General features: G+C 47.4%; 21 protein-coding genes and 1 pseudogene. 8 read left to right on the top strand and 14 right to left on the bottom strand.

Annotation, left to right across the window (positions count from 1 at the left end; translation table 11 throughout):
- Positions 1-4 precede the first annotated feature (4 nt).
- The 5 genes from NDI33_RS18545 to NDI33_RS18525 all read right to left on the bottom strand — a co-directional run bounded on the left by NDI33_RS18545 (position 5) and on the right by NDI33_RS18525 (position 4,017).
- Positions 5-172 (bottom strand): hypothetical protein, encoded by a 168-nt coding sequence (locus tag NDI33_RS18545; protein ID WP_190414399.1) that lies wholly within the window; start codon positions 170-172, stop codon positions 5-7.
- A gap of 258 nt (positions 173-430) precedes the next feature.
- On the bottom strand, positions 431-1,531 hold the full coding sequence (locus NDI33_RS18540) for a UDP-N-acetylglucosamine--LPS N-acetylglucosamine transferase (protein ID WP_190676462.1): 1,101 nt from the start codon (positions 1,529-1,531) through the stop codon (positions 431-433).
- 112 nt (positions 1,532-1,643) lie between these two features.
- Complete coding sequence (locus tag NDI33_RS18535) at positions 1,644-2,297, bottom strand: FHA domain-containing protein (RefSeq protein ID WP_190414401.1); 654 nt, start codon at positions 2,295-2,297, stop codon at positions 1,644-1,646.
- Positions 2,298-2,300: 3 nt separating this feature from the next.
- On the bottom strand, positions 2,301-2,984 hold the full coding sequence (locus tag NDI33_RS18530) for a hypothetical protein (protein ID WP_190676460.1): 684 nt from the start codon (positions 2,982-2,984) through the stop codon (positions 2,301-2,303).
- Between the two features lie 109 nt (positions 2,985-3,093).
- A complete protein-coding gene (locus NDI33_RS18525) occupies positions 3,094-4,017 on the bottom strand; it encodes a hypothetical protein (protein ID WP_190676458.1) in 924 nt (307 codons plus the stop codon).
- 164 nt (positions 4,018-4,181) lie between these two features.
- Between NDI33_RS18525 and NDI33_RS18520 the strand changes: the two genes are divergently transcribed.
- Complete coding sequence (locus NDI33_RS18520) at positions 4,182-5,447, top strand: glycosyltransferase family 4 protein (protein WP_190676456.1); 1,266 nt, start codon at positions 4,182-4,184, stop codon at positions 5,445-5,447.
- On the opposite strand, the gene NDI33_RS18515 is transcribed toward NDI33_RS18520, so the two are convergent.
- The 6 genes from NDI33_RS18515 to NDI33_RS18490 form a co-directional block, all read right to left on the bottom strand.
- Positions 5,408-6,625, bottom strand: coding sequence for a glycosyltransferase (locus tag NDI33_RS18515; RefSeq protein ID WP_190676454.1), 1,218 nt, complete (start codon positions 6,623-6,625; stop codon positions 5,408-5,410). The two genes, NDI33_RS18520 and NDI33_RS18515, sit on opposite strands and share 40 nt — an antisense overlap.
- Before the next feature lie 290 nt (positions 6,626-6,915).
- A complete protein-coding gene (locus NDI33_RS18510) occupies positions 6,916-7,644 on the bottom strand; it encodes a PP2C family serine/threonine-protein phosphatase (RefSeq protein WP_190676452.1) in 729 nt (242 codons plus the stop codon).
- Between the two features lie 39 nt (positions 7,645-7,683).
- Positions 7,684-9,417 carry an AarF/ABC1/UbiB kinase family protein gene (locus NDI33_RS18505; RefSeq protein ID WP_199302482.1) on the bottom strand — a complete coding sequence of 578 codons (1,734 nt, stop codon included), beginning with the start codon at positions 9,415-9,417 and terminating at the stop codon, positions 7,684-7,686.
- Positions 9,418-9,579: 162 nt separating this feature from the next.
- Positions 9,580-9,906, bottom strand: coding sequence for a DUF6825 family protein (locus NDI33_RS18500; RefSeq protein WP_190676448.1), 327 nt, complete (start codon positions 9,904-9,906; stop codon positions 9,580-9,582).
- A 69-nt stretch (positions 9,907-9,975) separates the two neighbouring features.
- On the bottom strand, positions 9,976-11,427 hold the full coding sequence (locus NDI33_RS18495; protein WP_190676446.1) for a serine/threonine-protein kinase: 1,452 nt from the start codon (positions 11,425-11,427) through the stop codon (positions 9,976-9,978).
- Between the two features lie 139 nt (positions 11,428-11,566).
- Positions 11,567-14,302 carry a CBS domain-containing protein gene (locus tag NDI33_RS18490; RefSeq protein WP_190676480.1) on the bottom strand — a complete coding sequence of 912 codons (2,736 nt, stop codon included), beginning with the start codon at positions 14,300-14,302 and terminating at the stop codon, positions 11,567-11,569.
- Positions 14,303-14,460: 158 nt separating this feature from the next.
- Here NDI33_RS18490 and psbZ point away from each other — a divergent pair, with 158 nt between their 5' ends.
- Both psbZ and ribH read left to right on the top strand, forming a co-directional pair.
- Positions 14,461-14,649 (top strand): photosystem II reaction center protein PsbZ, encoded by a 189-nt coding sequence (gene psbZ, locus NDI33_RS18485; RefSeq protein ID WP_190414408.1) that lies wholly within the window; start codon positions 14,461-14,463, stop codon positions 14,647-14,649.
- A 125-nt stretch (positions 14,650-14,774) separates the two neighbouring features.
- Positions 14,775-15,257 (top strand): annotated as a pseudogene (gene ribH / locus NDI33_RS18480) (6,7-dimethyl-8-ribityllumazine synthase); the annotation flags it as partial.
- A 264-nt stretch (positions 15,258-15,521) separates the two neighbouring features.
- Here ribH and serS read toward each other — a convergent pair.
- Together serS and NDI33_RS18470 are read right to left on the bottom strand one after the other, a co-directional pair.
- Complete coding sequence (serS, locus tag NDI33_RS18475; RefSeq protein WP_190676444.1) at positions 15,522-16,814, bottom strand: serine--tRNA ligase; 1,293 nt, start codon at positions 16,812-16,814, stop codon at positions 15,522-15,524.
- A 135-nt stretch (positions 16,815-16,949) separates the two neighbouring features.
- A complete protein-coding gene (locus NDI33_RS18470) occupies positions 16,950-17,543 on the bottom strand; it encodes a DUF3611 family protein (RefSeq protein WP_190427300.1) in 594 nt (197 codons plus the stop codon).
- A 136-nt stretch (positions 17,544-17,679) separates the two neighbouring features.
- Here NDI33_RS18470 and NDI33_RS18465 point away from each other — a divergent pair, with 136 nt between their 5' ends.
- From NDI33_RS18465 to NDI33_RS18450, 4 genes are all read left to right on the top strand, one after another.
- Positions 17,680-18,273: a hypothetical protein gene (locus NDI33_RS18465; RefSeq protein WP_242028912.1), complete on the top strand. Its 594-nt coding sequence runs from the start codon at positions 17,680-17,682 to the stop codon at positions 18,271-18,273.
- A 188-nt stretch (positions 18,274-18,461) separates the two neighbouring features.
- Positions 18,462-18,815: a PadR family transcriptional regulator gene (locus tag NDI33_RS18460; protein ID WP_190414485.1), complete on the top strand. Its 354-nt coding sequence runs from the start codon at positions 18,462-18,464 to the stop codon at positions 18,813-18,815.
- A gap of 100 nt (positions 18,816-18,915) precedes the next feature.
- Positions 18,916-19,449 (top strand): cofactor assembly of complex C subunit B, encoded by a 534-nt coding sequence (locus tag NDI33_RS18455; protein ID WP_190676442.1) that lies wholly within the window; start codon positions 18,916-18,918, stop codon positions 19,447-19,449.
- Between the two features lie 149 nt (positions 19,450-19,598).
- Entirely contained in the window at positions 19,599-20,477 is an 879-nt protein-coding gene (locus NDI33_RS18450; RefSeq protein ID WP_190676440.1) for an IS982 family transposase, read from the top strand.
- A gap of 111 nt (positions 20,478-20,588) precedes the next feature.
- Here NDI33_RS18450 and NDI33_RS18445 read toward each other — a convergent pair whose 3' ends face one another.
- The gene (locus NDI33_RS18445; RefSeq protein ID WP_190414413.1) at positions 20,589-20,909 is read right to left on the bottom strand and encodes a DUF3155 domain-containing protein; all 321 of its coding nucleotides are present in this window, start codon (positions 20,907-20,909) and stop codon (positions 20,589-20,591) included.
- A 443-nt stretch (positions 20,910-21,352) separates the two neighbouring features.
- On the opposite strand from NDI33_RS18445, the gene NDI33_RS18440 reads away from it, so the two are divergent.
- On the top strand, positions 21,353-22,852 hold the full coding sequence (locus NDI33_RS18440; RefSeq protein ID WP_190676438.1) for a GAF domain-containing sensor histidine kinase: 1,500 nt from the start codon (positions 21,353-21,355) through the stop codon (positions 22,850-22,852).
- Positions 22,853-22,991: the final 139 nt, after the last annotated feature.

Raw genomic sequence — 22,991 nt, 5'->3', positions numbered from 1 at the left:
AGCATTAAGATCCCATGAGTCCGAAATAATAACTTGCAGCAACCACGAGAATTGTTAATACTCCGATTGTCGTGCTGATAAGAAATTGCTTAGAGGTTTTTTGATTAAGCTCCTGTTTACTTTCACCTTGCTCAGTGGTAGCCCCACGATTGGTTGCTTCGTTAGTTTTCATGGTTGTTAATGGTTTATGGTTATTTAGTACCCAGTTTGCTACAACTGCCAGAAACTTCATCTAACTTAAGAATTATCAAATAAATGTATACAGCGATACTTAATAGCTTTATACTCAGTTGTCTAACAAGCAGAACTGGTTGCTTATGAATTGAATTTAACAATCTTTTGCTAAGGCTTTTTTAGGCTTTAAATTACCTAAAGCAGCTTGTACAAATGATTTTGTGATAGTATATTTTTATAATGAAAATCTGTGCGTTCAGGTAAATTGTTTCTCAATTAGCCGTACTGCCTCTACAGCACCATTAGGATAATCCGCAGGGCGATTGGATACCTGATTTTGCAGCATTGCCACAGTCGCGATCGCGTCCTCAATCTCTTCAACACAGTAGGCGCATCGTAAAGCCCTAACTTTTTGACGGTCATATAGTCGCTTAAAGGCAAAAGCGACTAACGGGACGCCCACCGCAGCACATTCATAAACCGTGTTATAACCAGCGCCGCCGACAACGACATCAGCCGCTAGGAGGCATTCGATTCCTGGCGAGTGAGACACCCACAACTGCGGCGGACATCCATCTGGACAGACAGGTGCTAAGACACGCACCGCTGCGTCTGGAAACGCTGCATTCAGGTGAGTTGATAACTTACCAAAGAAAGATAATTCGGAAGCTTGTCCGGCGGCACAGACAAGGATAATCTTTTTTCTAACTCCCGCCGGTGGGGTTTGTTGAATAAAAGCGAAGCAACTTCTGCCCCCCTTCTTCTTGAAGGGGCGTTGGCGTAGCCGCAAATTAGATCCGCTTGGGCGATCGCAATCCAGACCAAGTGCATTCAGGCCCAGTAGCGATCGCGCCTTCATTCTATTCGGCAGTTCCTCAGCATTGCGAATTAGCCAGGGACTGGTGTAATGGACAATTGGTAAATCTGCTAGCGGTGAATCTTCTCCTTCTCCCGGCACAATAACCGCATCGAAGTTTTCTTTAACAAAAGAGCGCAACGCGAAGCGGTGAATATAAACTGGGCTGATATCGCGGTGAATTAAAATTCGGGGGATGTGTTTTAACTGGGGCAAAATATCTGCCAATTCACCACCCAAACCGCGAGGAAAAGTATCAACAATTAAACAGTCGTACCGGGTGTTTAATAAAACATCCCGTACTTGTTCGCAAGTCGCCGCAAAACCAACGTTAGGTGCAATGATTTGCACATCGCAACCCTCACCGCCCAAGTAAGTTGCATAAGGGGTATTCGTAAGAATTTTGACGTGATGGTAACGGGTAGCCATTCGTCCGAGAGATAAGCTACGGGTAAGATGTCCCCAACCGCCTCCCAAAGCATAAATTAACCAAATTGACATTTTTGGAGTTTTCAACGCAAAGAACACAAGGGTAAACGCAAAGGTACGTTAAGGAATCGTTTTTTCTTGGTGTGCCTCTGCGTTATCTTGGGCGTCCCTCTGCGTTAAAAATTTAACTTGCCCCCATATCCATCTCAAAATCGGCATCCATTTCCCCTTCTAGACTCATATTGTCTGCTTCGGTGAAATCGACATTGCCAGTTTCCGGGTCATAATCATAGCGATCGCGGTTGTCATAGTAGTTGCTGCCCCAATAACCGCGATTGTAGTTACCATATCCAGAGTAATAGGAATAATCGTAGTAATAGGGGTTATTATCTGGGTAACTACAATAAGGACAGCCAATGTTCGTAGTGCGTCCGCAGCGACGTTTGAAGAGAAATCCCACCATGCGATCGCATTCTCCACTTGCAGCCATCCCCGATGAACTGGTAGCCTGACTGCTGCTGGGATTGAGTTGAATTTCGTAGGGGCCAATTTGCAAGCGATCGCCATCTATTAGCGTACTACTGGGCAACCGGACGCTGTTAATTAAGGTGCCAGTACTGCTATTTTGATCGACTACGATTAACTCGCCATTCGCTACATCAATTAGAGCATGATATTCAGCCACTTGCTCGTTGGCTAACACAATTCTAGCAACCCGATTGCCATCAATTTCTTGGGGCATTGAGGCAAATTCTCGGCCCAAGGCGACAGGCGTTTCTAACATGGGTTCTCGTCTTTCGCCGGTGGCTGGATCTATCCAACTCAGTTGAATTTGCAAGGATTATTTCCCTCCCGAACGATTAACTGCGTAAGCTAAAGCGGCTTTTTGTTCTTTGCTTAAAACGTCGAACCCGAAGCTAGCGATCGCAATTGCGCTTACCTGAGATTTTGTAGAAAAAACTGGTTTGTCGGCTGCATTGATCAGAGAAGTTTTACCATTCTTTACTTTCACCTTGTAAAGCGACTGTTTATCCGGTGACTCAACCTCAAAACCGTAATCTCGCGCTTTAATTCTGTAAATTTCTTTATCTGTCGCATCTTCTAACTTGTAATCTCCATCATTCTGTCTTCGCAAAACATACAATTCTTTTGTTTGATCTGCATCCTCAATCTTCCAATAACCCTCTTTTGTTACAACGTAGCCTAAAACTTGATCGGCAGGATTCTTGATTTTTACTTTTCCCCCATCATCAACATTAAATCGAGCTAATTCTTTGTCCTTTCCATCAAGCAATTTAGCCCCATCTACCTCTGGTTTTAGGGCAAAATCTTCCGCACCCCCCTCTTGTTTAAATTTTATCTTCTCTGTATTAGTCGTCACCGCTGACGAATTATTTTGAGCAATTGGAGATGTTTGCGGGTTAGATGTTGTAGATACTTCTGGTGCCTGCTTAACAGAATTACTACAAGAACCTAGCAGTATTACCGCTGCCAAAGCTAAGCCGGAGAAAAATGTTCTGTTCATGTTATTCATTGTTCAAGTTTTCACCAAAATCCTTTCTTTATTTAGTAACAGTTTGCATAATTAATGTTCCGGATTTTTGCAAACAAACTAAATATGTTTTTACTTTTACTTACTTTGCCTTAGATAACATCCGAGCTAAATTTAGAACTTGATACAGGCTGAGAAACATCATCGTGATAGTTTGATATAATGTTTCTTCGTTCCAAGGCATCGAAGGTGGCATTTTCACAGCTAAGTTTATTCCCTTATCCGTCACTCTCATCCGTTTTACCTTAGTCAGTTTTGGAATTTTTACTGCATTCACAGCTTCATTGTTCAGAACTTTGATTGCCCCGTACCGTCGTTGCGGATAAGTTAAATCCAGACTGATATCTAATCCCTTGGCTTTCGATTTCGTTTTGTATTTTGATTTGCCGCTTCTAGAAGTTTTCCATCCATAAGCGGTCTGATTTAGCTCAGAAGTTGTTAATACAAAACGAGTTTTATCTAAAAATTGTCCTTCCATTTTTAGCCAATCATCTTGGAAAATATCTATTTTAAATCCTGATTTCGAGGGATGGGCAACTGTTTTAATCTGCTTAGATTTTTGATGGGCTGGACTGAGATCTAAATGAACACTGACCTTAGCTTCCTTATCCATATCTCGCTCCAGCATTTCCAAAATTTTTTCCGTTAATGCATAGCGATGATTTGGTAAATTTAATCGGCTATATTTACTCCTCCTTATTCCTGCATAAATCGCTACGATCGTACATCCTAATCCAACAAACAATAATAAAACAGTTACAATATTTCCAAATAATTGAAGCCCATCTCCCATCTCTCCTACAACTATCATTAAAATGAACGCTATAACAATTGAAGTAATCGCACCAATAACACATTTGGTTGCTAAACTTCCAAACTCTGTTTGCTTTGCCTCCGAGGCTCTATCTAGGGTTGCCATTTCCCTTAAGTCTTTGACAATATCAGAAACAGCAGCCGTCACCGAATAAGTCAGAGATTTGCGAAAGGTTTCTAAATTTATTGACATTTGTAATAAAAATTCAATATCAATGAATCGGGGATTACGGAAGGTAGCGATCGCTTACCTAAAATCACACTCAAACGCTTTGATAACAGATACGTTCTCGGAAGTGGTAATTATCGTTACAAAAAGTTAGAATCTTAGGGCAAAATTGAGTCATAGTTTAGTTGATGAACGATTCTAGAATAGTTTACGTTTCTTTTGATACCGTACCAGCGCCCAAGGGAGCCGCAATTCATATTTCTGCTTTTACTCAAGCTTTGGCAGATGCTTTTGGCGACATTCAGCTAGTGACAGTTTCCCCGACAGCCTACGCAGTAAATCAGAGGGAATCACCCCATGTTATCCAATCCATGTTACCTGCGCTAGGAGATACATTAATTAATCGAGTGCTTTATTTTCGCGCGATGCTGGGCAATTGGTGGCAGAATCAGTGGTTTGAGACAGTGCATATCCGTTCTATTTATGAAGGATTTCCCATTGCTCTAAACAAAGAAAAATTATGTAAGTATTTAATTTTTGAAGTTAATGGATTGCCATCAATTGAACTAAAATATCGCTATCCAGCAGTAGCAGAAGATCGGGAATTATTACACAAATTAAAGGCACAAGAAAAAATTTGTTTAGAAGCATCAGATTTAATTTTAACGCCTAGTTCCGTAACCAGAGACTATCTCCAAATAAGAGGGGTTCCCGGCTCAAAAATCCGCGTCATTCCCAATGGAGTTGATTTAGATATATTTACTTATCGTCCTTCAAAATTTAGGGATGCCGAGTATCCAAATCTTCCCTATCAGGACAAGGAAACGCCACCCCTACAGATTGAAAATGATTCAATAAAGACTCAGCCTCGATTTCAGGTGTTATATTTTGGGACATTTTCCCCTTGGCAAGGGATTAATCTTGCTGTTGAAGCACTGGCACTTGCTGACCGGGATTTTCCTACTCAATTAACAGTCATTGGACAAGGTCGCGACTTTCAGATTTTAGCCTTAAAACGGCTAGCTTTAAAACTAGGAGTAGCAGAGTCTCTCACGATTTTAGACCCTGTATCGCAAGCGGAACTCGTCCAAAAAATTCATGCATCTGATGTAATTTTGGCTCCGTTGACGCCCAATGACCGAAATCTGGTTCAGGGTTGTTGTCCTTTAAAAATTTTGGAAGGAATGGCGACAGGTACGCCGGTAATTGCTAGCGATTTACCTGTGGTGAGAGAATTGGGTGTGGATGGGGTACATTTCCTGCTCGTCAAACCAGGTTCTGCAAAGGAAATTAAAGATGCCTTGCTGAGGTTAAAAACAGAACCGGAATTGGCAATAAACTTAGCAAGGAATGCCCGTCATCAGATTGAAAATGATTACACTTGGAAACACGCCGGTGATGCTTTGGTAGCAGCTTATGAGGAACTTGGAATTAAACGATCGATAACAGTTTGAAGCCGCTGATTTTCATGTTTTAGAGAAAATTCAGCGAGAATGCGATCGCGCCCTGCCATCCCAATCTGACGCCTAGCACTTGGAGCTAAATCCAAGCACTCCAGCACCGCCTCACCCAGTCGATGTAACTGGGAACGAGGCAGCAAAAAGCCACTTTTTCCATGCTCAATGATCTCTGGAATCCCACCCGCATCGCTGGCAATACAGCAACAACCACAGGCGATCGCTTCTAGCAGCGCATTCGGCATTCCCTCCCATACCGACGGTTGCAGATAGACATCACACAGCCGCAGATGCCCCGCTACCGCCGCAGGACTCGCTAAATGTCCGGTAATAATCACCCGCTTAGCGTCTTCTGGATGCTGAGTCGCATACAGTTGTAGTGCTGCTTCTTGAGACGCCCGCACTTCCCCGATAATTAACAAACAGGCAGGACGTTGGGCGCGGACTGTGGTTAAGGCATTCAGAAGAAACTGCTGCCCCTTCTTTTCTCGTAATTCTCCGGAAAATCCCAGTACCGCTTCATCAGGAGCGATGCCTAAAGATGCTCTCAGAAGAGATGATTCATGAGTTGCGCCGATAATGGGGGGCGAAAATACCCGCTCATTGACGCCATTTTTCAAAACCATCACATCATCCCGCTGGGCGAGTAGCTGAATCTTTCGGGCCATATCAGCACTCACCGCCGTAATCAAACCGGCATTTAACAACGTCCATTGCAGTCGCGCAAAATCCCCCGGTGGAAACATGGCTCGATCGATATCATTCCCACGGGCGCTTACCGTGCTGGGAAGGCCATTTGTCGCTGCAAACCAAGTAGCTAAGAACCCACTGGGGAAGACATAGTGCCCCCAAACAGCATCGTACCCACGGCACTGATGCAGCCAGTCGAGGACGTTAAGCGTATGAGGCATCGTCATATCCCAGTGGCGATATAGCCCCACCCGATAGACTTTGAGATGTTTGATAGTTTGGAAATTTTGACTTTCGGCGTGCCCAGTTGCCTTGCTAGCTACGTCTGAACTCCGGACTTCTCCCGGTTGCAAGTAACGACTCCACGCCACAACGTCTACTTCAATGCCCAACTGGCAGAGGGCGGCGGCGATGCGTCCGGCGCTACTCGCTAACCCGCCAATATCTGGGGGAAATCGTTCCGTGAGAAAAAGAAGACGTCTCAAGGGACTCTAAAGAATTGCTACTAGGACTGTTTAAAGTCTAAAGTCTAAAATGCGATCGCTCAGTTGTGAATCTGATTCCCTTAACGTTTTGTCTAACCTAGAGGGATTTCGTTTAATTCAGGAAAAATCTGAAAAACCCAGGATCTTATTCCCTTTCTGCGAACGAGTTATTCAGCGCTCAACGGAATGAGACAGCTAATCCCCATTGGCGGGGATTAGGGGCAGGGAGCCGCAGGCGATGGTGGCGTGAGTTTTTTAAGGACGGGGAATCACCTGACCGCTATTCCTGCTCAGTCGCCCCCCTCAATCGCTACCAGCACCACTGTAATATTGTCTCTGCCCCCTTTATCTTTAGCGGACTCGACAAGGGCGTCGGCTGCCTTTTCCAAGGAAGTAACCTTGAGGTGAGTTGCAATCAACTGATCCGAGAGTTCTTCTGTAAGTCCATCGCTACACAGCAGCAGTCTGTCGCCTGCTTGCACATCCAGCGGTTGGATCTCAATCAGACGCAGATCTTTACGACCCAGACACTGAGACAATACGTGACGCCACGGGTGCATTTTAGCTTGTTCGGAAGTCAGCTCCCCAGCTTTCATCGCCCGTGCCACCCAAGTATGATCCTCAGTGATTTGCTCTAGAGTTGCCCCTCGCATTCGATAAAGGCGAGAGTCCCCCACATGAGCGACCCAAGGCTGCTGTTGGCGAAACATCACTACAACGCCTGTCGTGCCCATATCTGAGCGTTCTGGATGATTCGCTTGATCTTGTAAAATCGCCTGATTTGCATCCAAGAAGGCTTTTTCTAATAACGCTGGGCAAGTCTCGTCGGAATGCCAATGCTCATCTAGATAGGTGTAAATAGCCTGAGTGGCGATTTGGCTTGCCTCCTGGCCTCCTGCATGTCCTCCCATGCCATCAGCAACTATAAAAAATCGCCCATCAGGGTCGATATGGTAGTCATCTTGGTTGACGGAACGAAGAAGTCCCGCATCAGAGAGGCCCGTGGAGCGACGAATCATATATTGTCTGCTGGCAACAGCAACTTTACTTTACCTGAATCAAAACATCCGATCAAATCGGTCAAGGCGCATGAGCAAGCGGATGAGGACAAACGCGATGGCAGCTGCCCCCAGAGCAACCACAACTGCTAGCCCCACATAACCCTGAACGAAGAGGATGGTGGCTGACAGAGTGAAGGCACTGATGAGCAAAGTATAGTTCGTTCCTAACTGAATACTGCTCATGCGCCGAAGAATGCGGTCGCTTTCGATAGAGCGCACTCGAATCCGCAGGTCGCCCTGCTCTAATTTCTCAATCGTATCCTCAATCCGCCGCGGCAAACTCAAAGCCGTACTGCTAACTTGAGCCGCTTGCCGTCCTAATTCATTCAAGAAGCTACTACTGGTACTATTACTGCCATTACTATCTGCCATAAGCTGCATTGCAAAGGGTCTTGCAATCTCCATAAAGTTAAATTCCGGGTCTAAGCCTTTTCCAACCCCTTCTAAAGTTGAGAAAGCTCGCATCACAAAGGTAAAAGTCGCCGGAAACCGAAAAGGTTGGTCGTAAGCAATTTCATAAAGGTCTTCACTAATCTGACTCACCGATTGGTTTTCAAACGGCTTATCCATAAAGTGATCCAGCATATACTGAATCGATCTCCGCACGGGTCCCATATCATCAACCTTTGCCAGCGCCCCCATTTCCACCAGCGAATGCATCACTCGGTCGCCATCTTTTTGGGCAATGCCAAACAGCGTTTCCATCAGTTGCTCGCGGATGTTGGCCTTGATCCGCCCCATCATGCCGAAATCATAAAAAATCAGGGCACCTTCGGGACTGACAGCGATATTGCCAGGGTGAGGGTCGGCATGAAAAAAGCCATCGTTGAGCAATTGTTGCAGGTAAGCCTTAGCACCTAGGTGAGCCAGTTCCTTTCGATCCAGCCCCGCTGCTTCCAGCGCTTCATAGTGACTAATTTTAATGCCTGGAATGTACTCAAGAGTGACAACCCGTGGCGACGTATATCGCCAGTAGACACGTGGCACTTTTACCCACTCATAGGCGCGGAAGTTGCGGCGAAACGTATCGGCGTTACTGCCTTCATTCAGGTAATCAATTTCTTCCCAAAGAATTCGGCTGCACTCCTCATAGATTCCTAGCCAGTCACGACCCCGACCCCAGTCGGGATGGTTTTGAAAGAAACGGGCAATTCCTCTAAGAATTTGCAAATCAACCGTAAACAGCTGCTTCAATGCGGGTCGTTGTACTTTGACCACGACTTCTTCGCCGCTGTGGAGCGTTGCTTTATGTACCTGTCCCAAGCTAGCCGCCGCCAGGGGAATCGGGTCAAAAGTGCGGTAAAGCTGCGAAACTTTCTTGCCGAAGTCCTTCTCAATCAGCATTTCAGCTTGTTCGTAGCTAAAAGCAGGCACCTTGTCTTGCAGCTTAGAAAGTTCATCCACATACTCCACGGGGAATAAATCGGCACGGGTGGAGAACAGCTGCCCGACTTTAATAAAAGTCGGCCCCAAGTCTAAGAACGTCTCTCGAATCCAAATGGCTTGCGCTCTGCGTCTGTGGGCTTGTTTTTCCTCTGTAATTCCGCCCGGATAGCTCCAAGATTTGTTGTAGCGCCAGAGCTTAAACATTAGGGTTAAAACAAACCCCCAAATATCTACGAAGCGCCGTTGATAGGAGTAACTTTCGCGGTTCCACCGATAAGCCTTATCCTTACGGGCTTTATCAGTGGCACGCTGGGCACTCGGCGTGCTAGCCGCGTATCGCTTCAGTTTAGGGTCATTAGGATAGGCTGACACTCGGATTCCTAAGTCTGTTTTTTCAAGTAATTGGGGCGATCACAGTTGAGGTTGTGAGTTTTGGATAACTAACAACTCACAACTGAATTCCCACTCAGCACGCGAACAGAGTGCCGCCCGCTGCGCTGACAGGATTTATAATGAGCGGCTGCGATAGTGTTGTAATTCGGAGCGAAAGCGAGCGACTTCTGCCCGAAGTTCATCAATCGTCGCTTGCAAATCTGTGGTTTGGGTGCCTTGAGGCACAATGGTGGTAGTGGTTCGTCCCCGCATCACCGTTTCAGCTTGGGCGTCAGAGCGTTCGGTCACTCGTGAGGTGAAGTGCCGCAAAGACTCTCGTTGTTCAGCATCAAATTTGCCGAGTTCGGAGAGAGCATGGGTGACGGCGTTTTCTACCTGTTCATTCAGAGCTTCTGCAACCGCTCTGCCGACAAAAAAGGCATGAACTACAGGATTAGTCATGAAAAAATCTATTTGTGCGTCCGTAACAAATTATAACTTGCTTGCTCTCAATACTTCCTACAGCCTAGGTTACAGCTTAGGCTTTGGCAGTGTATCTGGAGAAGGGGGTGCGGGTGCGACAACAGCAGCCGGGGGTGATAGCAGGTTGGCGCTGGAGGCCGGAGCAGGGGTGTCTGAGATAGGCCAGTCGTCGCGGGGGGGAAAGGATTGCTCGGTGTGCAGGATAGTAGACCCTGGCCCCATTGCTCCGTTCAAGCGAACTGCCAAGCCGAATCCGGCACCCGTACAGGTAGCGATCGCCGCTGTCATCATCAGCCCTCTAGCGAGTGTCAGTTTGGGAAACTTTAAGTTTTGTACGCGAGGAATGCCCGGTGACGAGCCAAGCTTTGTAGAGACGCGATTCATCGCCTCTGGAGTCTTAAAATTTTTTAACGAAAAAGTTTTTAGCTTGGCGAGGGCAATCGGGAAGTTTGCCCGTATCGCTGTTTTGAGTTTTTTCGGGGCAGCACTCACTTTGGCTAGTCGAGTTTTGTAAGGGCGGGTTTTGCCCGGTCGCTTCACATCCTGGCTAAGATTCCAGTTCACTCCGCTAGCAAGCGATATCTTCGGTTTCGTGTTGCTGGCTGGTTGCGGCTTTTGGGGGGCAGGCTGAGATTTGGGGATTACAGGGCGACGAGCCGTTTGGGTCGCGCGGGGAGCCTGTGGAGCCTTGCTAGCTGGCAACAGGGAGAGCCAATCTTCTACTTTTTGGGGACGCTTCTCGGCTTTGATTTCTAAGCCACACAAAATGGCAGCGATCGCAGTCGGGCTGAGTTTGGGTTGAATTTCCCGTAAATTTGGCAGAGGGATGCGATCGCGTAGCGGTGCTGGAACCGGCGGTTGACCCGTCAGCAAGCAATACAAACTTGCTGCTAAAGCATAGACATCTGTCGCTGGGGTGAGTTTTGCCTGGGAAAAATATTGTTCGATTGGCGCATATCCGGGATTTAGTAAACTGGCTTGGGTTTGCGTCACTCCCGGCGTCAATTCATCACAAAAACCAACGTCAATCAGCACGACATCATCAGTTCCTTGACGCCGGATGATGTTTTGGGGTTTGACATCTCGGTGCAGTAACCCTGCCTTGTGAATCACCGTTAAGGCACTGCCAATTTGATGAATATAGCCAAGGGCTTGGGCTTCTGGCAAAATCTGACCCGCTGGCAGCGATTCAGCTAGGGTCTGCCCCGGTAGGAACTCCATGACGATGAAACATCGCCGAAATTCCTCAAACAAGTCGAGAACCCGAACCAGGTGAGGATGCTTGCAGCGAGCGAGGCGACGTGCCTGGGTGAGAAATTGCTGCCCAAACCGCTCAAAATCGGGATGAGTCCTCAGACTGTCGTTGAGGGTTTTGACGACGACCGCTTTCCCCGATTGAGTATGAGTCGCCCGGTAGGTGATCCCAAAGATACCTTGACCCAGTGGGGCGTCGAGGACGTATTTGCCGTTCTTCAGGACTGCTCCAGCCGTTAAGTTCATTAAAGATTTGTTACAGTTTTCCCAACTATGCTACCGTCTTGGTACGAATTTTGAGTCTCAGGAGGGAGGGAAGCGGCGGTTGATTACCGGGCTTGCTTAGGGCGGGTGTTTCCGCTCCTGGATTTGACTCTTAGCCGCTTCAAAGTGGATAATACTCTGCCAAAAATTTTTCAGCATCAGCGCGATCGCGGATTTCTCCATCCAGCGTTGCTGCCAACAGACGATCTAACATGGGTTTAAATTCACGCCCCGGTTTGTAGCCGAGGGCTTTCAAATCATTGCCGTTTAATATCGGTTGAATATTCGCCCAGATAGTGAGATATCGCCAAATTAGCCGCCGAATCAGACGCGAATTTTTGACAGCAATCAAAATCAACGTAGGCAATTCGTACCGTCTCAGCAACACGACAATTTGACTCGGTCGGTGACATTCGGGCAAAAATTTCACCACATCCGCTCGATCCCGATCGAGTTGCTCTAATCGTTCGATACTATCTGTCGGTAATTGAAGATTGATTGCCACTTTCGCGCGATATTCGCCAGCGAGGTAGGCAATTAAAATTTCTAGACGCATCTGCCAATGATCGAGGGTTTTCTGGGGATCAAATCGGCGCAGACACCGATCTAGTAAACGCACCTGCTTCCATAATGGCTCATCTAACTCTAGCGTGGGATGGAGGCACCGCAACGCCCCCAGATCGGCAAGTAACTGCAACGCGGGTTTCCAGTAGGGCGCTTGTAGGATATATTTGAGTTCTGCTTTCAGCCGTGTTTGCAGCGCCGGAGCTTTGCTATTTTCAGAGAGCGATCGCTCGTAAATTCCACTCTCTAGCGCATAGCGGATATATCCTTCCGTCTGTGGCTCAATCTGAAATCCCAGGCGCACTGCAAACCGCACGGCGCGATAAATGCGCGTCGGATCTTCGATAAAGCTATTGGCATGGAGGACGCGGATTTGGCGCGATCGCAAATCTAGCATTCCGCCAAAGAAATCTAATAATTCACCCGCGCGGGGTGGCGTCAGTCGCATCGCCAAGGCGTTAATAGTGAAATCTCGCCGATATAAATCTTGGCGAATTGAACTTGCTTCAACTTCTGGGTTCGCCGCTGGGTAAGGGTAAAACTCGGTTCGAGCTGTCGCAATATCTACCCAAAGAGAGTCTAAAACTGGGTCATTGTGCCACAGTAGCGCGGCTGTTTGAAATTGACCGTGGACTTCTAGACGGGCATTTGGATAGGTTTGTTGAAGTGCTTTCGCCAGTTCTACTCCAGCACCGACATCCGCCGAACGGTGAAAGCCATCTACTACCAAGTCAATATCTGAAAGCATCAAGGTTTCATGGGGATTGGCGAGCAGTAAATCCCGTACCCCTCCGCCAACCAGATAGAGATGCCAGCCGCGTTGTTCTGCCTGCTGGGAGGCTCTGGTGAGAAATTCCCACAAGGGAGGAGCAAGGCGATCGCGCAAAATATCGGTCAGGGGTTGATGAGTATTCGGAATTGATAATCGGGAATTGGGAAGGGGATTTTTTCTCTCGTCATCTGTAACATATCCTCCATTCCCTCTTCCCTGATGCAACTGCCGTAAGACATCGGTGCGCGTCACCATTCCGACAAGTTGCCCATCTTGCAATACTGGCAACCGCCCGATATCGTAAGTCACCATAATCGATTCAATCTCTGGCAAGGACGTATCCGGGGTAATCGTCTTCAGATTGTTAGCCATGTAGCCTTTTACCGGCGCATGACTAAAGCCATGATGCAATGCCAGATCGATATCCCGCCGGGAAACAATCCCCACCAGTTGGTCTTCGGAATTCACGACCGAAAGACCAGAATGCCCATAACGTAATAAAATTCTCTGGGCTTGCTCAATGGTCGTGTCCGGGCGAATTGTTCGCACTGGCGATGACATCAATTCCCGAGCTGTCAGCGGCTGGGGAATTTGATGTTTTAGCTGACTGACGAGCTGCTCCAGGGTTGCCTGGGAATCGACGCCGCGAAGTGTCACCGACGCCGCCTGGGAATGCCCCCCGCCACCCAGCGGTTGAAATAATTCATTGAGATTGGTGCCTTCAATACGCGATCGCCCAATGACCGTAAATCGCTCTTCACCTCCATCCCCCACTGGATACGCCGTAGCGAGTAGCAAAGCATCGCTTTCGCCCAGATCCAGAAGTCGAGTCGCAAGCGTTGACAAGCCGGGAACGTAGTCAGAGGTTTTGAGCAGCACCCAAGAAACGGTATAGCCGCACGTTGTCGCTCTTTGCAAGTTGTCCAGGGCTTCCGTCAACAGTTCCTGCAATTGAGGCGATAAACCCGGCTCAACATAATCGGCAATTAAGCGCAAGCTTGCCCCCTGTTCCATTAACCAAGCCAACGCGATCGCATCTCTTGCCGTCGCCCCTTCATAAGTTAACGATCCTGTATCCACATGGATTCCCAACGCCATCACGGTTGCCTCAGAAGGTGTCAACTGGATGCCTTCTTGCTGGAGTTGCTCGGCAATCAGAGTAGTGGTTGCACCGACAGGCTCAACTTGGGTGCGGGTAGCGGGGATATCTCCGTCCCCATCTGGGTGATGGTCGTAGACGACAACTTCCCATAAATCCGGTAAATCCAGCCATTCAGACGCCTTTCCCACGCGATCGCGTTTTTGAGTATCCACAACGGCAATCGACCGAATCTGCTCTGGGTTCACAGCGCGACGCTCAATCAGCGCATACTCATCTCGGTGCAACGCCAAAAAATCCCGCACTGCTGGATGGCAACCGCCGGTCAGCACAACCCTAGATCCTGGCTGGAGACGGGTTAGCCCCACCGCCGCTCCCAAGGTGTCAAAGTCTGCTGTTGTATGGCACAAAATCACATTCATCATCATGAGTCCTTAGTCATTAGTCCTTTGCCCATGACCCATAACCAATGACCCATGACGAATGACCAATGAGTGTCGATTTTTGATACGGTACTACTGTATAGAATTGCGGCTGAACTATTTCTATCCAGCCCATTGCTGTCTTGGGAGAAGAGAAAATGACAATTTTATTTCAGTTGGTACTAGGTGCTTTAGTCTTTTTATCATTCGTCATGGTCATTGGGGTTCCAGTTGCCTATGCCACTCCTCAGAACTGGGATCAGTCTAAGCGCCTCCTTCTTTTAGGATCTGGAGTTTGGATTGCTCTGGTATTTCTGACAGGTGCCCTAAGCTATTTGGTAGTTTAAGGATAGTCAGAGTCAGTCATCGGTCAGGGTTCGATGGTCATCAGTCCACTGCACCCGACTCAGGACTAAAGACAAATGACTGATGACTCAAAACAACTGACAAAAAGCTTCTTATATCTAAAATCATGGCAGTTTTCGAGGGAACGTTTACTCAGACTCAACCCCTACGGTTTGCGATCGTCATCGGTCGCTTCAACGATTTGGTGACGACTAAACTATTGGAGGGGTGTCAAGATTGTCTGAAACGCCACGGCATCGATGTCAATCCTCAAGGCACTCAAGTGGACTATGCTTGGGTTCCTGGGAGTTTTGAGGTGCCTTTGGTGGCTCACCAGTTGGCACTCACGCGCCGATATGATGCTGTAATTTGCCTGGGTGCAGTCATTCGGGGTCAAACTCCCCATTTTGATTATGTCTCCTCGGAAGTCTCCAAGGGGATTGCCAATGCTGGGTTTCAAACGGGTGTGCCGATAATTTTTGGCATTCTTACGGTAGATACAATGCAACAAGCCTTGGAAAGAGCTGGCATCAAAAGTAACCACGGCTGGGAATATGCGATGAATGCCCTAGAGATGGCAAGCTTAATGCAGCAGCTCAAAGGGAATGTAGGTGGCGCATCCTACGGTAATAATGCGGTTCATACAGTAACAACTCAAGCACTGCCAGTTTCGCCGAACCTGGCGATTTCTCCAGAGTCAGCAGTTGAACGCAACGCATCTGATTCTCTTTGATCGTTGCACTGTGAGTCGGGTGCGCTGAGAGCTGGGGCGGGGTTTTCCCGCCCAGAGCTGCGAATTTAGGCCGCGAATTTAGAAAGATTGATCTCTCGTCTTTCATGCCAACCCTTCGGGAAGGGCAAAGCCGAACATCCTTCATTTTTGCCCTAGCACTTCTCGTCCTAGGTAAGGTTGCAGCGCTTCGGGTATCTTGATGGTGCCATCTGGTTGTTGATAGTTCTCCAGAATCGCTGCCATTGTGCGCCCGATTGCTAATCCGGAACCATTCAACGTGTGGACAAACTGGGTTCCTTTTTTTCCAGCTTCTTTGAAACGAATGCTGCCGCGTCGAGCCTGAAAATCCATGAAGTTAGAGCAGCTAGAAATCTCGCGGTATTTCTTAGCAGACGGCAGCCATACCTCTAGGTCATAGCACTTTGCTGCCCCAAACCCTAAATCCCCAGTGCATAACTCAAGGACGCGATAAGGCAGCTTCAATGCCTGCAAAATTGCCTCGGCATTTTGTACCAACGATTCATGTTCTGCGGCTGAGTTATTGGGATGGACAAGTTTTACCAACTCGACTTTATTAAACTGGTGCAGTCGAATTAGCCCCCGCGTGTCTCGTCCGTAGCTACCTGCTTCCCGGCGAAAACAGGGAGTATAGGCACAGTGATAGATAGGCAGCTGCGACGCCTCTAAGATTTCGTCTCGATAGAGATTCGTCACCGGCACTTCAGCAGTGGGAGCTAGCCACAAGTCATCTTGAGCGCATTTAAAGCTTTCGTCGGCAAATTTGGGCAGCTGACTTGTGGCGGTAAGCGATTCGCTGTTGATCAGAAAGGGGGGAATGACTTCTACATATCCAGCCGCGATTTGCCGGTCGAGCATGAAGCTAATTAAAGCTCTTTCTAAGGCAGCACCAGCACCAATTAGTGTGACAAAACGACTTTGTGCAACTTTCGCAGAGCGCTCAAAGTTGAGAATTCCTAGTTGTTCGCCGATTTCCCAGTGGGGAAGAACTTCGGAATTTTTAGGTAAGTATTCATCCCCCCAACGGCGGACTTCTACATTCTCTTCTTCAGTTTTACCAATCGGTGTGGACTCACTGGGTAAGTTAGGAAACGATAACAAGAGCGCTTCTAACTCGGCTTTCAGGGTTCTTTCCTGGGGTTCAAGTTCGGCAATCTGGTTTTTGATTTGGTTGCCTTCTTCCCGCAATGCTTGGATTTCTGAGCCGTTGGGATCGCTACCCGATTTAATTTTTTGACCAACTAATTTGCCGATTTCGTTCCCACGAGCTTGGAGCTGACTTCGCTTTGCTTCTAGTTCTCGTTGCTGCTGGTCGCGCTGCAAAATCGGCTGTATGTCATATTGCCCGCTCCCGCGACGATTCAGGCGCTCTTGTACACCTTCTGAATTTTCCCGTATCTGCTTGAGGTCTAGCACAGATTTTTTCCAGCTTTTTTTGCCAATTAATCAGGATACACTGCGATCGCGCGATCGCGATGATACAGCCGAGAGTCTGTATGCGCTCTCAGCCTTCTTTACTTGCTGATGCCGCAATTCGACCCTTTGCCTCCATTACTGTCGGTTGATGCGACTATACAACCACAAGGAAACAACAATCCCGGCAAAATGAGCGGTAATTGTATGTGTATTCGCCAGCACCACAAAAATATCTAAAGGTTGAATCAACCGATTAATAAATTGGGGATCGTAGATGGCTACCCCACCTTGAGCCTGAGCCAGCGACTTTGCCAGCAGAGTGCCGGTAATCGCTTCTGCGCCCAGAACTGCCAATAATAAGCCCCCTAAACTAACGAGTAATCCAAACCTTAAAACTTTAATCGTATCTGCCTTTTTCGGGCGGAGGTTGGGATTAGGATCTTTTAGCTGTATGCCCAAACGGGTGTAACGCCAAGCTTGATAAACACTGAAATACAGCACTAAAAGACCGCAAACTGCAAAAAAGATACTGCCACCTGTCCCTGGGCTAGCAGCGGCAGCGCCACTGGCACGCGGCTGGGCGGCGGGGATGGCAAACAAGAAAATTATGCTCGAAACAACGGCTAGGACTAACTGAACCCAGAAGCCAGCCCAGCCAGCGATCCGAAAAGAGCCAGCGATTCGCTGTAGAGCTGAAGGAACGGGAGATGAATCGAACTGTTCTCGCATAAATTGATTTTAAATCGGTTTAATTCCGGATTTATCTATAAACAGAGCGTTTTGTTGAACAAGTAATGCAATCCCAAATTTATACGGTAATCTTCCTAACCACCAGTTTGAGGCAATGGGGCAGCAAAATTCAAAGATGTTTAACCTCTGGAGAACTTTTAACCCAATGGAGCCGTCTTTCTTTCGAGAGCAGGCTTCTAATTTACTTGGCTTTGATGACGGCCTGCCATTTCCAGAGCAGCCCTCTCGAAGTGGAAGCAGCATGATGAAATTCCTGCAACCAAATCTCAGGAAGCATTTACTCTCCGTCGCTTATGCAGTTGCTTTGGTAGGTAGTTTGGCAGCCTATCAAAGGACGGTGATACCGAAACCGCTTTCGGTAGCGCAAAAACATTGGGCAGCGATCGCTACGGAAAACCCGGAGCGAACAGTCACGCAATACAGTGACAATGCCATTTTAATGCGCTCCTATGGTGTTCTGGACGAAGTCTATCAGGGGAAATCCATCTACCCAGCCTGGGAAGAATTCTTCTCAAAGTACAAAATCCAAGATTTCCAGGTTGTTAAACAACAGCAACGCGATCGCGCTGTCGAAGCAGTCATCACGATCTATGCCAAGTCCAAGCACGGAACCCCTGTTGTTTTGTCGCTTTCCTACCAGGTGCAATTTGATAAGGATGGCAAAATCATCCGTGAAGTCTGGCAGGCCAACCCAGAATTGAGTGTCTAAAATTGATGGTATCGTTCTGTCATTTTGCCAGCTGACATCACGCGCTGCTTTTGATCGTTCGCGGTCTTAATACACCAGTGATAGCAGCCTTGTTTGGGGTGTGTTTTCTGATTGATAAAGGCATCGTTAGATTGGGCAAACCGATCCTAATCCAATTTATTTGGCTGGGAGTTCAGTGAATTATGCAGATGAAATTTGAGGATATTTATCAGTTTTTTCAAGACCCTCCTCCCACTTATCTCAACAAGGAACTAGCGGTGTGTTATGTCCTTTCAGTTTTGATGAGCGGAGAATCCTATGGAACAGAACTCATCGGGCGACTAGAGAGTGAATATCCTACCTATCGGCTTTCTGATACCGTTTTATACAGCGCCTTAAAATTTCTGGAAGACCAAGCCGCTATCACAGGGTATTGGAAAAAAGTGGAAGGCAGAGGAAGACCTCGTCGAATGTATCAAATTCGCCCAGAGTGTCTGGAACAGGCTCATGACCTGGCTCGCCTTTGGGATGAATACACAATGAGAGAATCTCAAGCCATCTGAGCCAATCCCAAAGAAGCTCTCTTGCGATAGGCTATAGGTTATAGGCGATCTTGTATCTCTTGGACAAGAGCCTATTTTCCATTGTCCTATCTAGAAATTCGTGAATACGACAATTCTCTTTTCAACATTTCTGCTAACACTGTTGTTAGCAGTCGGTCTATTTTTCTTTATTCGAGCCTCCGCTAAGGATCGAACGCAACAAGTGAAACTGATTGCGGAGCAACCAGAAGAATCAATTTTAATTCAATTGCAACAATATTTCGATCGGCGTGCTTACCGGATTGCGGCGGTGGATGCAAAGCAAAATCAAGTTACATTCCAAGGCTTTGTCCGCCCCAGCTGGTTTTTGGCAATTTTTCTGAGCTTATTAGCTTTTTGTGGCTTTCTTTGTTTGGCGTTGATTTTAGCAATTTTATTTCCCCAATTCGCTAAAATCTTTCTAGGTTTGGTTCTCCTTTCACCAGCCGCTGGCGTTTTTTACTGGAAAAAAGCTGGACGCAGCGAACAAGTTTCCCTGAAGGTGGAAACATTTGCAGGTGTCGAAAAAGAGACCAGAAGTTTAATAACTGTCATCGCCCATCGTGATGAATTGGCTCAATTGCAACAGGAACTGCAATTAAAGCCTTGCGAATGACAACTCTCTGGCTAAAAATCTTAAAAAATTCCAAAACCTGGTCAGTTTGTGAATCCAAAAGAATTTTAATTAACCTGAGTTCGGGATAAGAAAGGGAGGGGCTGTGTAAGCTAAAAGTTGTCAAAACCATCATTCAGCAAGCCTCTCCCATGATTAGTCTAGAAGAACTTTTCTGCAATATCGATGATTTCTGCCAACACTTTGAACCCCAGTGGCGAGCTTCTCTACTAGGGCAGGGGGTTCAGCAACGAGTGCGCTCTCGCGCCTTGAGTCTAAGTGAAATCATGACCATCTTAGTCGCTTTTCACCAACAGCACTACCGCAACTTCAAGGCTTACTACCTCCAGCACGTCAGTATGTACTGGAAAGACGCTTTCCCGTCATTGGTGAGCTATAACCGATTTGTGGAATGGATGCCTTCGGCCCTACTGCCATTGTGCATTTACCTCAAGCACTGTTTTGGGGAGTGTACTGGCATCAGCTTCATCGATGCCACTAGCCTCAAGGTTTGCCACAATCGTCGTATCCCACGACATCGAGTATTTTCCAATCTGGCAGCAAGAGGCAAAACCTCAGTCGATTGGTTCTTTGGCTTCAAGCTGCATCTGGTAGTCAATGAGTGTGGAGAGCTGCTCAACTTCACCCTCACCCCTGGCAATATTGATGACCGTAAGCCTGTTCCAGAGCTGCTTAAAGGCCTCTTTGGCAAAGTTTTTGCAGACCGAGGCTATGTCTCTCATGCCCTAGCTCAAACACTTTTTCAAGCCTATGGCATTGAATTCTTTGCCAAGCCTAAACGCAACATGAAGAACCGCTTGATGCGCTTAAGTGACAAGTTACTCTCCCGCAAACGGTCGATTATTGAAACTATCATTGACCAACTGAAGAATATTTCTCAGATTGAACATTCCAGGCATCGCAGCCCGGTCAACTTTATGGTGAATATCCTCTGCGGATTGATTGCTTATTGTCATCAGCCAAAGAAGCCTTCACTCAATCTGGATTTCACTTTGCCTCAAGCTGCTTAACCCGAACTCAGGTTAATTAGAAGGAAAAATTCAAAATTCCTCCTATAAAACAATAGGGGCGGTTCGCAAACCGCCCCTATAACCGAGTTTTCACGTTTAATGCCTAAAACTTCAGCTGCTACGAACAGCGGCGAGGGTAGGCTTTTCCACAGGATTGTCGATTATCCTAAGGCTAGGAAACAGAAAATGATTTTCTTCAACATATTGGGCACCAAATAGCCCCTTTTCCGCCCAAAAGTACCGATCTGTGGTGTGTTCGTTCCGCTTCACGAGCAGCAAAGCAGGCGGAAGGATTCCTTCGGTTTGAATAAACTTTCGCGCGGCGGTGACTGGTTTATCTTCGCCACTTTCAATACTATACTGAGGGACATGCTCTAAAATTCTACGTCCTTCCTGGCGACGGCGACTTTTCCGCTTGCGTCTTCTAGCCAACCTCCTTACCTCCCCTTTAATTCTGACAGTTGTAATGATAGATACAAAAACCGTCGCAAGTATATCGGTTTGAGTTCAAAATATCAACCGCTTTTTACCGATTGATACAAACATTACAGCCCTCAGAAATTAAAATCGACAGCAGCAGAACGGGCAATAGACGCTATATATGCAAGCTTGTCCAAACTAGAGCCTAGATATAGCGTATAAAGGGCTATATTTATTCGACCTTGACAAAATTTAGCCAGTTTGGAAGCAATTTCCTAACCAAACTATCATGAAAGCTCGCTAAAATTTTTGTAATAAAAAGAAACAAAAATGAGGTTTTTGCACGACCTTTGCCGCTTCAGCGCAATTGCGTGTCAGGATCGACGGAAGAAAACCCGAGCCGATGAATGCAATTTTCCTCGCTGTCAAGTACCCAAGTATAAGCGAATGTGTCTATGTCTACCAGTTCAGAATTCATAACTTTGTGCCAATCACAAGTAGCACTATTAACTCAAGGACTGGAAGCTGCCTTGAGTGTTGTGTATTTAACGGAAGAACTGGTAGAGGGCGTCCCAACTAAGCTAAGGCCGGTTGTTGCTTACCCACAGACAGCGGTGGAATGGGAAACGGATGAGATTTCGGCTTTGGGATTTTCCGATCGACCGTTGGCATCCATTCCTCGGTTATTGTCAGCGGCATCTCCGGTTCCTCAGGAGTCCGATGCGGTTTCTGAGACGGGTTCAACGGAATCGGCGGCTGAAGTCGGGAAAGAAGAAACGATTGATGAATTGCAGGCAAAGACGGGGACATCGCCCCTCCAGCGATCGCTCTTCGCCGATGCTGACCTGAGTAGCTCCTCGCGCCAAATTGTGGTGCCTTTGTTGCATGAAGGTGTGGTGATGGGGTTGCTGGTGACAGCTCGTGAAGATAGACCTTGGAACCAGCGGGAACGAACCGCGATTGAACGGATTGCCGATACACTGGCGAGCGCTTGTATTCTGGATCGGCGTTCCCAATGGTTTGAGCAACAACTGAGTCAGCAACGTCATCTTCAGGCTCAACAGCGCGATCTCATGGACGATCTGATACATCAGTTTCGCAATCCCATGACCGCCTTACGGACGTTTGGCAAGTTGCTCCTCAGACGATTGGTACCCGGAGATGCGAACCGCGAAGTTGCTAACAGCATCGTGCGTGAAAGCGATCGCTTGCAAGAGTTGCTTCTACAGTTCGATCGGGCAGTAGATATGGACGAAGGAGAGTTAGTGCCTTTGTACGGGCAAATCGCGGATCGTTCTTACGATGCAGTTCCGGTGCCGATTGCCCCGTCCTGTCCGCTTCCCCGAAAAGGTGAAGATTTAGGAAATCTCTACTCTCCCTTGGGATTGGAGCCTCAAACAATTCCGACGAGAGCGCTGGCATTGGAATCCTGCTCGGTGGCGAAAGTTTTGGAACCGCTAGTGGTGACATCCAGCGCGATCGCCCAAGAAAAAAATCTGGCTTTATTAGCAGAAATTCCTCCGAATTTGCCGCCAGTACAAGCCAATGCCAAAGTGCTGCGCGAAGTGCTAAGCAATCTGATTGACAATGCTTTGAAATATACCCCGGCGGGTGGGCAAGTTTACATTCAGGCAGGAAATCAACGACATACTTCTCAAGGAGATTTTCAGGCGATCGCAATTAGCGATACTGGCCCTGGCATTCCCGTGCAAGATAAAGAGCATTTGTTTGAGCGACATTACCGAGGCGTCCAGGCAGAAACTGAGATTCCGGGGAGTGGATTGGGTTTAGCGATCGCGAGAGATTTAGTAGAACAAATGCAGGGCGAAATTGAAGTCATTAGCCCCGCCGAACGCAACTGGCTCGAGCGGAGTATTCCCCACACTCAAGGACCCGGAACGACCTTTATTGTCTGGTTACCAACTGAAGCCTTAAAGGGCGAGGATGAAGTTTGATAAGTTGCTCTTCCATTTATTTGTATTTGAGCTGGTAATTGGTAATACGATTACTTATCTGGGGCGATGGGTCTGCATGGTATAGCACTCATCAATGATTTGTGAAGACGAGATGCCCGACTTCTTGGAGAAGTCGGGC

Origin of the sequence: Trichocoleus sp. DQ-A1 (assembly GCF_039961955.1) — a bacterium.
Taxonomy (GTDB): Bacteria; Cyanobacteriota; Cyanobacteriia; order Cyanobacteriales; family FACHB-T130; genus FACHB-T130.
This window is presented reverse-complemented; position numbering and strand designations above follow the sequence as displayed.